This is a genomic window from Hymenobacter mellowenesis, from assembly GCF_030581005.1.
Lineage (GTDB): Bacteria > Bacteroidota > Bacteroidia > Cytophagales > Hymenobacteraceae > Hymenobacter > Hymenobacter mellowenesis.
Window position 1 is genome coordinate 44,982 of sequence record NZ_JAUQSX010000022.1, and the last position, 12,306, is coordinate 57,287.

Annotated in this window: 10 protein-coding genes and 1 tRNA gene; 4 read left to right on the forward strand and 7 right to left on the reverse strand. The window is 64.3% G+C overall.

The annotated features are described in order from the left end of the window. Window positions 1-16: 16 nt before the first annotated feature. The 3 genes from Q5H92_RS25940 to Q5H92_RS25950 form a co-directional block, all read right to left on the reverse strand. A complete protein-coding gene (locus Q5H92_RS25940; RefSeq protein ID WP_305014489.1) occupies window positions 17-1,024 on the reverse strand; it encodes a hypothetical protein in 1,008 nt (335 codons plus the stop codon). A gap of 9 nt (window positions 1,025-1,033) precedes the next feature. Then, the gene (locus tag Q5H92_RS25945; protein WP_305014490.1) at window positions 1,034-1,900 is read right to left on the reverse strand and encodes an MbnP family protein; all 867 of its coding nucleotides are present in this window, start codon (window positions 1,898-1,900) and stop codon (window positions 1,034-1,036) included. 120 nt (window positions 1,901-2,020) lie between these two features. After that, complete coding sequence (locus tag Q5H92_RS25950; RefSeq protein ID WP_305014491.1) at window positions 2,021-2,401, reverse strand: hypothetical protein; 381 nt, start codon at window positions 2,399-2,401, stop codon at window positions 2,021-2,023. A gap of 242 nt (window positions 2,402-2,643) precedes the next feature. Between Q5H92_RS25950 and Q5H92_RS25955 the strand changes: the two genes are divergently transcribed. Continuing rightward, on the forward strand, window positions 2,644-7,320 hold the full coding sequence (locus tag Q5H92_RS25955) for a M4 family metallopeptidase (protein ID WP_305014492.1): 4,677 nt from the start codon (window positions 2,644-2,646) through the stop codon (window positions 7,318-7,320). 255 nt (window positions 7,321-7,575) lie between these two features. Here the strand turns inward: Q5H92_RS25955 and Q5H92_RS25960 are convergent, their stop codons facing one another. The 3 genes from Q5H92_RS25960 to Q5H92_RS25970 form a co-directional block, all read right to left on the reverse strand. Next, the gene (locus tag Q5H92_RS25960; RefSeq protein WP_305014493.1) at window positions 7,576-8,214 is read right to left on the reverse strand and encodes a hypothetical protein; all 639 of its coding nucleotides are present in this window, start codon (window positions 8,212-8,214) and stop codon (window positions 7,576-7,578) included. A 211-nt stretch (window positions 8,215-8,425) separates the two neighbouring features. Next, complete coding sequence (locus Q5H92_RS25965; RefSeq protein ID WP_305014494.1) at window positions 8,426-9,703, reverse strand: site-2 protease family protein; 1,278 nt, start codon at window positions 9,701-9,703, stop codon at window positions 8,426-8,428. Further along, on the reverse strand, window positions 9,666-10,325 hold the full coding sequence (locus tag Q5H92_RS25970) for an HAD family hydrolase (protein ID WP_305014495.1): 660 nt from the start codon (window positions 10,323-10,325) through the stop codon (window positions 9,666-9,668). Before Q5H92_RS25970 ends, Q5H92_RS25965 begins: the two co-directional genes overlap by 38 nt. A 100-nt stretch (window positions 10,326-10,425) precedes the next feature. Between Q5H92_RS25970 and Q5H92_RS25975 the strand changes: the two genes are divergently transcribed. The 3 genes from Q5H92_RS25975 (at window position 10,426) to Q5H92_RS25985 (ending at window position 11,614) form a co-directional block, all read left to right on the forward strand. After that, a tRNA-Ile gene (locus tag Q5H92_RS25975) sits at window positions 10,426-10,499 on the forward strand. A gap of 38 nt (window positions 10,500-10,537) precedes the next feature. Next, the gene (locus Q5H92_RS25980; RefSeq protein ID WP_305014496.1) at window positions 10,538-10,786 is read left to right on the forward strand and encodes a hypothetical protein; all 249 of its coding nucleotides are present in this window, start codon (window positions 10,538-10,540) and stop codon (window positions 10,784-10,786) included. A 153-nt stretch (window positions 10,787-10,939) separates the two neighbouring features. Beyond that, complete coding sequence (locus tag Q5H92_RS25985; RefSeq protein WP_305014497.1) at window positions 10,940-11,614, forward strand: PKD domain-containing protein; 675 nt, start codon at window positions 10,940-10,942, stop codon at window positions 11,612-11,614. A gap of 152 nt (window positions 11,615-11,766) precedes the next feature. Here the strand turns inward: Q5H92_RS25985 and Q5H92_RS25990 are convergent, their stop codons facing one another. Next, window positions 11,767-12,168, reverse strand: a complete 402-nt coding sequence (locus tag Q5H92_RS25990; RefSeq protein WP_305014498.1) for a hypothetical protein — start codon at window positions 12,166-12,168, stop codon at window positions 11,767-11,769. Between the last annotated feature and the right edge of the window lie 138 nt (window positions 12,169-12,306).

Genomic DNA, 12,306 nt, shown 5'->3' on the forward strand with positions numbered 1-12,306 from the left:
GTGTCCAGCTTCGGGTTTAGCTTTTGCCGTGGAGCAGGTATTTGGTTTGTTTGAAGCTGTAGCCCACGGCCACCACCAGGCGCCCGGCGCTGACGGGGTGGTCGGTGTCGGCGTTGTACACGGGCAGCTGGAAGCTGGTGTTCAAGGACAGGTTTTTGTAGTACACGCCCAGGCCGGGGCCCAGTAGGGCGTTGTTCATGGCGTGCTCGCCGGTGAGGCGGCCATCGAGCATTTCGCCCTGAGTCTTCTCATAAAAAAACTCGGCCGAGGGGTACACCTGCCAGTTTTCGCCCAGCGGCAGGCGGTAAAACAGGCTGGCAAACGTGGCAGTGCTCGGCGCCAGGCTGTTCAGAAACCGGTTTTCGGTGGAGCGACGGTAGCTGCTGTTCACGCTCAGCCCGAAGCTATGATAGCTGCCGATGTAGTTGGCGTAGATAAACCCGTCGGTGGTGCCGGTGCCTACCTGGTTGAGCAGTGGGTAGCGGTGGCCCTGGGCATTCTGGCGGGTGAACTCGCCGGTGGGCAGTTTCAAGCCGCCGCCCACGATGAGGCGGCTTTGCACGCCGGCCGTTTCGATGGCCCGGATGAGGTGGTAGCCGGCAAAGACCGTCACGTCGCCCACGCCCGAGGAGTTGAGCTGCCGGCCGTTTATCTGCGACGTATTCATCACATACGGCACAAAGGCGTTTAACTCGACGCGCTGCGAGAGGAAGTATTTGCCGCGCAGCTCCATCACGCGGAAGGCCTCGAAGTCGTTCGGGTTGCCGGCGTGGTTGTGCTCGTAGCCGTTGTCGCCGTTGAGGGGCGAGGGGAAAAACGGGCGGGCGCCGGCCGGAAAAAACTGCGGCGACTGCCCGTAGGCCCGGTAGCCGTTGAACACGCGGTAGCGGTGCATCAAGCTCAGGCTGCTCTGGTTATCGTAGGGCGTGATGCCCATGAAACAGCCGCAGATGTCGCAGGCGCGGCCCGAGCGGGGCGCCAGCCATAAGCCGGCGCCCAGCAAAAACAGGCAGAAATATTTCATGCCCCGGCCTTAGTTGGCGTGGATGTGCCCCACCGAGAACATGCCCGCTGCGATGTTGTCGGCCAGCTTGGAGGCGGTAGTAATGGGCGTTGAGGGACTCATGGTGGCGCTCAGGCTGGAAAATTTCACGGGGTTCATGAACGGCGGATTGGCCACGCCTGCGGGGTTCGGGCCGTCGAACAGCTTCGCAATATTGACGAGCATGTGCACCTCGGGCTTGTGGTCGGCCCGGATGAGCAGGTTGGTGCCCGCGGGGAAGGGTACCGTCACCGTGCGAATGGTGTTGGTGGTGGAGTGCTGGTAGCCCGCCACGTGAAAAACCAGTCCGCCCGTGGTGGCCGGGGCCGTGAACCGGGCCTGCGGCGAATAGCCTTCGAGCTTGAAGTTGATGAACTCGCCCGTGCCCCCGTTCATGGGCCAGAACATGCCCTTACTGGAATTGAGCACGCCCGTGCCGAAATTGCCGGCCTTGGTGCGGGCACTGTCCACGCCCACAATGAAGCTCACGCTGCTATAGTCGCCCACGGGCGCGCCGGTCATGGTCAGGTCTTGGGTGGCGGGGTCGGCGTGGTCCACCAGGAAGTAGCTGTCGGGCACGGCGTAGCTGCTGCCGTCGGCCTTGTTCAGCTTCACGTTCGAGATGTAATACTTGAGGGTGCTCACGGTGAAGTCGTCGCCGTTGGCGTTTTTGTAAGAGCCAGAGCCGAGCACCAGCGACGTGAACACGGGCGTGCCGGCGGCGTTGTTCACCAGGGCGCCGTTGTCCATGTGCAGCGTGAATTCGGTTTGGGGCACGGCCACATTGTCTTTGGAGCAGCCGGCGAAGCTAAAAGCGGCCACCACAACGGCCAGGGAGGAGAAAGCAGAGAATTTCATAAAGGAAAAAGCAAATACCAACACTGATTGAAACAGCGGCATGCAGCCGCCAGCCGGCGCCCCACCGGGGCACCCGCAAAAATCCGGCCTGAAGCATTAGCAGCAGGCAGAACCAGGCAATCAGGCCAGTAGGAGCGGGGGGCGAAACACGCCCGGGCCGGCCACGGCGGCGTAGTGGGCCGCCGGCGGCAGGGCGTAGCGCCGGGCCGGCTGGCGCCAGCGCCCGGGCGGGCGCAGTGCAAACGGCACCGTGGGCAGTACCTCAAATTTTACCTTGGCCAGCGGGCCGGCCGGGGCTTTTTTGTCGGCACCGTCGGCTTTGCGCAGCTGCTTGGCCAGGTGGCATTTGCCGTTGCAGTTCAGCTGCGGGCGGGCCTTGTTCACGCAGTATAGCTCCGTGATGCGGGCTTTGTTCAAATGGTAATCCAGCACCAGCACTTCCTGCCCCAAGGTCTGGAGCAGCATAAGTGCCACGAGGAAAAAAGCCAGCAAACGAGCCATAAGAGGAGTGGGGCCGCCGGGACCGCCGCGCCAAAGATAGGCAAGGCGGTGCGGCCGGGTAGTGAGAATGTGCCGGGAACGGTTTTGGGGTGGGGCTTGTCCCTGCATCGTTCGGCGACATTCATTCGCATCCCAATGCGAATTTGAGCGATAAGTACTTTCCTGAAAGCAAAGTGCAGCTTAAATAGGTGCCCGTTGCAATGTATCTTTCCGAAGAAATTGTCTCTCCACTATTTTATAGTATGACCCAACCCCTACGCACCGCCTGGCTGGCGGCGCTGCCCTTGCTGGTGGCCGCCACCGGCGCCGCCCAAACCCTGCCCACCGACGGCACGCCGCAACTGCGGCCGCTAATGGCAAAAACGGCCGCGGCCCAGCGCCAGCTACCCACCGACAGCCGCCTGCTGCTCCGCCAGGAGCTGGGCCTGCGCCCCGCCGACGACCTGCGCGCCCTGCGCGTGGAAACCGACGAGCTGGGCCAGCGCCACGAGCGGTTTCAGCAGTATTTCAACGGGGTGAAGGTGGAGCACGGCCAGTACACCGTGCACCGCGACGCCGGCGTGCTCAGCGGCGAGTTCAAGCCCGTGCCGGCCAGTTTCAGCACCAAGCCGGGCCTGAGTGCCGCCGCCGCCCTGCAGCGCGGCCTGGCCGCCGTGGGCGCCCGCCGCTATATGTGGGACGATGCCGCCGAAGAAGCCGGCCTGCAGCGCGAAACCGGCAACCCCGCCGCCACCTACCGCCCCACCGGCGAGCTGGTGGTGGTGGAAGACTACCGCGTGGCCAACGCCGCCCAGCGCCCGCTGGTGCTGGCCTGGAAATTCAACATCTACGCCCAGCAGCCCGAAAGCCGCGCCTGGGTGTATGTGGATGCCCGCACCGGCCAGGTGGTGCTGCAGGATGCTATCATCAAGCACGCCAAAGGCTTGGAACCGGCCGCCACCGCCGCGGCACACGCCGCCCCGGCCGCCCGGCCCGCCGGCGCCCGCGGCGTGAAAAGCACGGCCACGGGCACGTTTGCCACGCGCTACATGGGCACCCGGCAGGTAGCCACGGACCTGTTTAATGGCAGCTACCGCCTGCGCGACTATACCCGCGCCGCCGGCATCGAAACTTATAACCTGCGCAACGGCACCAACCTGGCCGCCGGCATCGACTTCACCGACCTCGACAACAACTGGACGGCGGCCGAATTCAACAACACCGCCAAGGACAACGCCGCGCTGGATGCCCATTTCGGCTCGACGCAGGTGTACGACTATTGGCTGACCGTGCACGGCCGCAACTCCTGGGACGGCGTCGGCGGCAAGCTGGTGAACTACGTGCACTACTCCACCAACTACGACAACGCCAACTGGAACGGCTCGGCCATGCGCTACGGCGACGGGGCCACAGCCTTCACCCCGCTGACGGCCCTCGACGTGTGCGCCCACGAAACCGGCCACGGCGTGTGCCAGGCCACGGCCGGCCTGGTGTACCTGAACGAATCGGGCGCGCTGAACGAGGGCTTTTCTGACATCTGGGGGGCGTCGGTTGAATACTACGTCGACCCCACCAAGCAAACCTGGATAGTGGGTGAGGACATCTGCCGCACCGCCGCCGGCCTGCGCTCGATGAGCGACCCGCTGAGCACGACCGTGCTGACCTCGTGCCCGGCCAACTACAAGGGCCAGCGCTGGAACTTCGGCACCACCGACAACGGCGGCGTGCACACCAACTCGGGTGTGCTCAACCATTGGTACTACATCCTGAGCGTGGGCAAAACCGGCGTGAACGAGCAGCAGCAGGCCTACAACGTGACGGGCCTCGGCCTCACCAAAGCGGCCCGCATTGCCTACCGCGCCGAACGTCTCTACCTCACGCCGAACTCCGACTACCGCTCGGCCCGGGCCTTCACCATTCAGGCCGCCACGGATTTGTACGGCGCCGGCTCGGCCGAAGTGCAGGCGGTGACCGATGCCTGGTTTGCCGTGGGCCTGGGCACCAGCAGCACCGCTCCGGCCGGCACCCAGGCCCAGTGCCCGACGGATGACGCGGCCGTGCTCACGGCCACGGCCTCGGCTAGCAACGTGTGCGCCGGCACTGCCGTGCGCCTCTCGGCCACGGCCACCTACCCCAACACCCGCCGCCTGCGCAATGTGGCGGTGGTGCCCGTACCCGATGGCAGCACCGCCTACACGTCCATCATCGCCTACAGCACCGTGGTTTCGAACGGCACCACCTACCAGCACGGCCTTGAAACCATCTACCGCAACTACAGCGACCTGAAAGGCGTGCGCGTGCGGCTCAACCACGCCCAGCCCAGCCAGGTGGCTTTGCGACTGGCCGTGCGCACCAGCACCGGCACCACCACCTACGTGAACCTGGCTTCGGCCTTGCCCACGGCGCCGGCCGGCGGGCCCCCCGTGGCCCTCGACCTCACCTTTGCCGACAACGCCACCGCGGCCCTGCCCGCCACCGTGAGCGGCACCACGCTCACCGGAATCTATACTCCCGCCGCGGCTTTTTCCAGCGTTGCCCCGACGGGTACCCTCACCACCATCAACGTGGAAGTGATGGACAACCAGGTGGGCAGCGCCGGCACCGTGGAGCTGGTGGAGCTGCTCTTCAACCGCCTGAGCACCGACGTGCCGGCCGTGCGCTGGGTAGGCCCCGGCCTGGACGTGACCGGCCTGACGGCCACCGCCACGCCCGCCGCTCCGGCGGGTGGAGGCTCGGCCACCTACCGCTACACCGTGCTGGCCGCCGACCCCTACTTCGGCTGCACCAGCGTGCAGGCCCTGAGCGTGACCGTGAGCCAGCCCGTGCTGGCCGCCGCCGCTACCCAAACCGACCTGTGCGCCGCCCGGGGCCAGGCCTTTGGCTCCGTGGGCCTGCGCGTGACGGCCGACGACAGCATAGCCGGCCAACTCTATACCTGGACCGGTCCCGCGGGCTACAGTGCCCTGGGCAAACGCGTGAGCGCCACCCCGACCACGGCCGGCCTTCAGCGCTACACGGTGGCTACTGCCAACCCCAGTTCAACCTGTGCCACCCAGCAAACCGTGGCGGTCATCGCCCGCCGCCAAACCGCTGCCGCGCCCGCGGGCATCGACTCTGTGGCGTGTGCTGGCGGCACCACGCGCCTGCGCAGCCGTTTGTTCGAGAATCAGTTGACGGGCCCGTACCAGTTCACGGGCAGCGTGCAGATTCCCGATAACAACCTCAATGGCGTGCGCATTCCGCTGGTGGTGGCCGGCTCGGCCGAAAGCTTCTTCAACCTGCGCGGCATCCGCGTGAGCATCACCCACACCTATACCGGCGACCTCACGCTGTATGTGGAAGCACCCGACGGCACCCGCGTGCTGCTGAGCAACAAGCGCGGCAGTGGCGCCAACTTCCAGAACAGTTTGTTTGTCGACTCGGTGGGTGCTCGCAACCAGGGCATCGGAGCTTCGCCCTTCGCCGGCACCTGGCAGGTGGACGAGCCCACGGGCTTCGCCAAGCTGCGCAGCGCGCCGCAGTCCGGTACCTGGAACCTGTTTGTGGTCGATAATGAGATTAACGACGTGGGCCCGGTTACGGCCTGGAGCATTGTGACGCGTGACAACGACGTGACCTGGGCCGGCCCCAACGGCCTCACCGCCACCGGCTCCAACGTGCTGGCCGCCGTGCCCGCCACCGCCGGCCGCTACCGCTACATTGGCACCACCACAGCTGGCGGTTGCACGTTCCGCGACACCGTGAACGTGCGCGTGGCTCCTGGCCCGCAGTGGCAGCGCCGCCAGAACACCGACCTAGCCCTGGCTGCCAACTGGACCTGCCTGCCCACGCCCACCACCGATGCCGAAGTACGCGGCGCCACTTCGGCCCAGCCCGTGCTCACCACCGGCCTCGTGCAGGTGCGCAACCTCACGCTGCGGGCCGGCACCGCCCTGGCCCTCAACGGCGGCACCCTGGAAGTGTACGGCACCCTGACCCTGGAAACGGGCGCCACCATTGCCGGCACCGATGGCACGCTCAGCATGCGCGGCGCCGCCGTGGTACTCAATGCGCCCACCAACACCGCCCTGCGCGTGCCGCGCCTGCTGGTGAACCTGCCCGCTGCCACCGACACCGCCCGCCTGGCCCAGCGCCTGACGGTAAGCACCGCCCTCACCATGCAGCGCGGCGTGCTGAAAACCCAGACCGCCGATGTATCGCTGGTCCAGAGCGCCACCATAACTGAAACGGCCGATGCCTATGTGTCGGGCCGCGTGCTGGCATTGGGCCAGCTAAGCGTGGGGGGCAGCGAAAATTTCGGGGGTCTTGGCCTCAGCCTAAGCCAGGCCACCGGTTCCGCTCCGCTCAACCTGACCCGCGTGACGGACCAGGCCATTGGCCGGGCGCCGGCGCGCACCAGCATTCGCCGCTACTACACGCTGGGCTACGTCACGCAAAATGTGGTGAATGCCACCGTGCGCCTGGGCTACCGCGATGCCGAGCTGAACGGGTTGAACGAGGCCGACCTGCAGCCCTTCCTGTCGAACTCGCTGGCCATTCCGGCCGTGGGCCCCTGGGTGCCCGTGGCCCGCACTGCCCAAAGCACCGCGCTGAATTACGTGGAAGCCTCGTCGCCCATCGCCGGCACCTGGACTTTGAGCACGCCCACCGCCATGCTGCCTACTCGCAACGCGGCGGCCAGCTTTGCGGTGCAGGCCCAGCCGGTGCCGTTTGGCGCAGCCGGGTTCTCGCTGGCCCTGCAGGTGCCCCGGGCGCCTCGTGCCGCTTCGGTGGCCATCTACGACCTCACGGGCCGCCTGCTGGTGCAGCGCCCGGTAGCAGTGCCCGCCGGCCTCAGCGCCGTGGCGTTGCCCGAAGCCGGCCGCCTGGCTGCCGGGGTGTACGTGGTGCGCATGGTGCTCGATAATGAAATTCAGACCCTGCGCGTGACGCGAGAGTAAGCTGTCATTGCGAGCGCAGTGCGGCAATCCGTCCTGTTCTCAGCGACAGCCCTTTCAATGCAAAAAGCCCCGACTCTGGATGGAGTCGGGGCTTTTTGCTGGTTGATTTATCAACTCTTCTCGTCATGCAGAGCGCACCGAAGCATCTCGCGTGCTTCAACTAACTTTTTGGATTGAGCTACTACCCCACGCGAGATGCTTCGCTCCGCTCTGCATGACGTTCAAGGCATAACTGAGTTCCTGACCTCCTTCTTTCTAATTCAAATACGGCGCTTCCAAATCCTGGCCCATGCCTTTGAGCGGGGCGGTGCTGCGGCGGCCGGTGAGGCGCGTGCTCAAGGCCTGGGCCTCGCGGGCGCTGAGCACGTCGAGCTCGTGCAGCCAGGCCACGCGGCGCAGCTGCGGCTCGATGAAGCCCAAGGGGTTGACCTGGCCGTATTCGGTGCGCAGGTAAACCTTGGTGCGGCGCTCCAACTCGGCCACCAGGGCCCGGAACTGCTTGCGCTGCCACGGCCGGCCCGCTAGCGTGACCACAAGATGCGCAGTTTGCAGTCGGAAGGTGCTCCACTGCTGCTCGAAGCGCAGCCAGCTGGCCAACGCATTCAGGCCCAGAATGCCCCACCACAGGTACAGCGACAAGCTGGCCTGGCCCGTAGCCAGCCACTCTCGCCACGGCTGGTAGCCCAGAAACACCAGCAGCAAGCCGGTGAGCAGTAGTTGATTGACGGGAATGTGCCGGTGCTCACTGGCTTTCACCGGCAGAATTTCTTCGTAAGGGACTTCGGTTTCGAGGGTGGCAACGCCTTGCGGGTTGCGCTTGCAAACGTAGAGGCTTTCGGCGCGTAGCGCAATGTGGGTGTTGCCTTGGAAAAGTTGCTTTTGGTTAAAAATCATGCAAGTGCGCCGACAGATGTCGGCTAAAAATCAATCAAAAAAGCGGAGTCAGTTGGACAGTCATGTTGGGCGTAGCCGAGACATCTCGCGTGGGATAGTAACTCAATCGTGAAAACGGGTCTGATTACTTCGGCACGCGAAATGTCTCGGCTGCGCTCGACATGACGTGCTAGGAGTTCCTACTCGCTATGCGCTATTTCCTCCTTCTTCGCTACTTAAACGGGCTGGGCGTGAAGCACAGCACAAAAATAGCCACCATCACCCAGCCCAGCACCTGCCGGCCGGCGCTTAGGGGGCGCTCGTCGGGCGCAGGCGGGTGCGCCACGCCGGTGAAGCGCCCCAGTAGCAGCCCAAACACCAGCCAGCCCGGGTTGCCCACCGCGCCCGGCACGGCCGTAGCCACCGCCAGCTGCGCCGCCCAGATGCCCACCGCCAGCAGCAGCCCCAGCCAGGGCCGGGACAACACCCGCCAGAAAATGAGTGCCAGGTAGCCCGCATAAATCGGCCCGCCGTAGGCCCAGGTTTGCCAGTCGTCGTGCAGCGTGAAAAGGCCCAGCCCGGCGTAAAAAATGAGGCCGGTGAATAACACCACTGCCAGCTTATCGAAAATGCGCCGGCCCAGCAGGCCGTACAGAATGTGGCCGCCGTCGAGCTGGCCCATGGGCAGCAGGTTGAGCGCCGTGAAAAACAAGCTCAGCGAGCCTGCCAGCAGCACCGGGTAGTGCAGCAGCTCGTTGGGGTGGGGCAGGCGGGCGGGGTCGGCAAAGGCGGTTTCCAGCCACTGGTAGAGCAGCGGTTTGGCAATGGTGAGGGCTTGCGCGCCGGGCGGGTACACGTGCTGCGCATAGTCGGCCCCAAACCGGGCGTATTCGGGGTGAATCTGATAGAGGTAGTCCAGCGGAGGCAGGTGGGTGAAGCCGTAAATGAGCAGCGGTACCGCCACCAGAAATCCCGCCAGTGGCCCGGCCAGCCCAATATCGAAGAACTCGCGTCGCGAAAAAATCCGCTCCCGCAGCCGAATAACCGCCCCGAACGTGCCCAGCCCCATCGGAAACGGAATGTAGTAGGGCAGCGAGGCCCGCACCCGGTTGTAGCGCGCCGTGAAGTAGTGCCCGAACTCGTGGACCGTGAGCACGCCCAGAAACGGCAGCGCAAACCACAGCCCGCGGGCCCACTCTTCCGGCTGCGGCGCGGCCGGAAATATCCAGAAACCCAGCGGCAGCAGCCCCACATCGCCGCGCGTGAGCTGAACGCCCGCCAGCGTGGTGCTGAGCAGCGTAATCAAAAACAGCCCGATGTGTAGCGCCGCCGTGCGCGCCGGCGAGGGCGCCGGCCGCTCAAACCGCCGGAACAGCTGGCGCGCGGCCCGCAGCCGGGCCTGTGGTTCGGTGGCATCGAGCGGGCTGGCGGGGGGCGCCGCCGCATCGGCGGGCCAGCCGGCCAGGTCGGGTTCAGGAATGGGCGGGGGCGTATTCTCGGGGAAAGGCACGGAGGGCTTCGGGCAGGGCGGAAACGAGGGTGAGGGGAGGGGCCAGGTGCAGCACCCGCAGCCCCAGCCGCCGGGCCGTGGCCACGTGCTGCGGGCTGTCCTCGATGAACAACACGTCTTCGGCCCGCCAGTTCATTTCGCGCAGTGCGTGCCGGAATATTTCCTCGCCCGGCTTGCGCAGGCCCACTTCCTGGGAGTAGAACACGCGGTCGAGTACATCGGCAATGCCATTTTTGAAGCCGTACTTGGCGGCCAGCCGCTGGTTGATTTCGGCAATGTGCAGGGTGTTGGTGTTCGAAAGCAGCGCCGTTTGGTGGCCCTGCGCCCGCAGCTCGCCAATGAGGGCAAGGCGCTCGGCGGGCACGTCGAGCAGCATGGCGTGCCAGGCGGCGTCCAGCTCGGCGTCGGTAGCGTCGAGGTCGTAGGCTTCGCGCAGGCCCGCCCGGAATTCGGCGGGAGAGAGGTGGCCAGTTTCAAACTTGTCGAACAGCTCGGCCTGCTGGGCCTGCGAGAAGGCAATGGTGCTGCCGGCTCGGCTCAGGCGGCGCATGGCCGCCGGGGTGGCGTCGTAATCGAGGTCGATGATGACGCCGCCAAAATCGAATAACAGGTGGGGGAGCATAGGCAAGCTTTGGTTTTCCAGCCGCGAAGGTCGTACTTTTGCTCCGTTGGAGGGCCGGCAACGGCACGGGTTGAGGTGAAAGATGACTGCCTCCGGCACCGGGCCTATAGCTCAATCGGTTAGAGCAACTGACTCATAATCAGTAGGTCCTCGGTTCGATTCCGAGTGGGCCCACGAAAAAGCCTCTCACAGCAATGTGAGGGGCTTTTTTTGTGTTTGCACCCAATTTGGCATCCGATTTACCTGGGTTATTCCTGTCATTGGGTTCAGTTGGCGTACTTCTACAACCAAAGTTATTACATGGCCCGGCGCTGGGAGTGCGCGAAATCCACTGGCGCGGCTACCTGCTGCTGGGTCCACCGGGCCAGCGCAAGCGGCACCCCGTCTACTGGCTGGGCGAGCCGGATTGGGATTGTGACTTCGAAGACGAGATTTTTTCCGTTAATCAGATGCCATTTTAATGACAAGCCCCGACCAATCGGCAGGGCTGCACGAAGCATGAGTTTCGCGCGTGCTGTGAGAAGCGCTCGCAGCGGTTTGTCACTGTACCTTTGCAGGATAACCAGCCTATCATCAAATAAATAGCAGTGAAAAAGTTTCTATTAGTAGCCTTTTTGGCGGTTGCATCCGCTTGCTCCAGCTCCAAAAAAAGCGACCCCCAGCCCAACCCGGTTGCCGAATTCACTGCCAGCCGCCAGGTGGTGGACTTGAATGAAGCCGTCGTCTTCACCAATACAAGCACCAATGCCGCCCGCTACGAGTGGAATTTTGGCAATGGCCGTACCTCTACGGACGCCAACCCCACCACGACCTACACCACCGCGGGTACCTACACCGTCATCCTGAAAAGCTACAACAGCGAGAATGTTCCAGCCGTCAAAACCTTCCAGGTGCGAGCCGGGAGTCGAAGGTTGTATCTCGTTTCTATTTACGCACTGAATTTCCGCGACCCGGCGGGGCTGCCATGGGACCCTACGTCCGGCCCTGATGTAACGATTGGGTACTCCGTGGACGGAAGCACCATCGTCCGCTCCTACACCAGTGGCGACCTCACGCCGGCGTCTTTGCCTTATGGCACTGCTAGCAGAAATGAAATACTGGGCAACAACTTCAGCGTTTACCTTTACGAGTACTCCAATATTAGCAGCATCCCCGAGCGGCTGATGTATTCCAATACCATTTCCACGGCTGCTCCATCGGCTAACCGGGACGCTGATGGCAAAGGCTATTACTTAAGTGCGAGCCCCAGCGGCGATTATCAAGTTCGGGTCGAGTACATCACCCAATAGCTTGCATGCCTACAGCTTAGTTTATAAGGAAAAGCCCCGACCAACCGGCCGGGGCTTTTTTTGGTGGCTCTGGTGTTTTCTCAGCTTGGCCAGCAGCTGGTGTCCACGTCACAAGGATAGGCGCCACGCCAGCACTAGGCAAGCGGCGTAGGTTATGATTCCGAGAACAAACCCGGCTTCTGGCGCCACGGCAGCCAGGCGGCAGGAATGAATCGAGCCGTGCTCCATTCCCAGGCCGCGGTGCTCAGCACGGCCACCAGCGCAAACACCCACCACGGCAGACCGCCGGGCTTCGTCGTTGCGCTGGCCTGGGCCTGCGGGGCCGTGGCGGCTGCGCCGCCTTTCTGGCCGGCTTTCGTGTTGTCGGTGGGCGTGGCCACGTTGCCGGTGCCGGCTTGGAAGATGACGGTGGTGGCCTTGATTTTACCCCCTCCCCACAGGAGAGGGGTGGGGGGTGAGGCGCCCGAGTCGGGCGGCAGTACCAGCGGCGCGTGCCAGGTCGAGCGGGCGCAGGACGTGAGCGCCAGGAGCAGGAATAATAGGTAGCGCTTCATCGTGACCAGTCGCTTAAGGCATCGATGCTGGCCACCGGCCACAGGCTACGCTTCAGACCCGCTGTACGCTTCCCCATTCGGTAAGCCAGTCGTTAGCAGAGGCTAAGCGACTTGTTTAAATTCGGTGGGGGTCATAAA

Excerpts from the sequence above, each read along its gene's own strand:
- Q5H92_RS25940 (WP_305014489.1), bottom strand. The coding sequence starts at position 1,024 with ATGAAATATTTCTGCCTGTTTTTGCTGGGCGCCGGCTTATGGCTGGCG.
- Q5H92_RS25945 (WP_305014490.1), bottom strand. The coding sequence starts at position 1,900 with ATGAAATTCTCTGCTTTCTCCTCCCTGGCCGTTGTGGTGGCCGCTTTT.
- Q5H92_RS25950 (WP_305014491.1), bottom strand. The coding sequence starts at position 2,401 with ATGGCTCGTTTGCTGGCTTTTTTCCTCGTGGCACTTATGCTGCTCCAG.
- Q5H92_RS25955 (WP_305014492.1), top strand. The coding sequence starts at position 2,644 with ATGACCCAACCCCTACGCACCGCCTGGCTGGCGGCGCTGCCCTTGCTG.
- Q5H92_RS25960 (WP_305014493.1), bottom strand. The coding sequence starts at position 8,214 with ATGATTTTTAACCAAAAGCAACTTTTCCAAGGCAACACCCACATTGCG.
- Q5H92_RS25970 (WP_305014495.1), bottom strand. The coding sequence starts at position 10,325 with ATGCTCCCCCACCTGTTATTCGATTTTGGCGGCGTCATCATCGACCTC.
- Q5H92_RS25990 (WP_305014498.1), bottom strand. The coding sequence starts at position 12,168 with ATGAAGCGCTACCTATTATTCCTGCTCCTGGCGCTCACGTCCTGCGCC.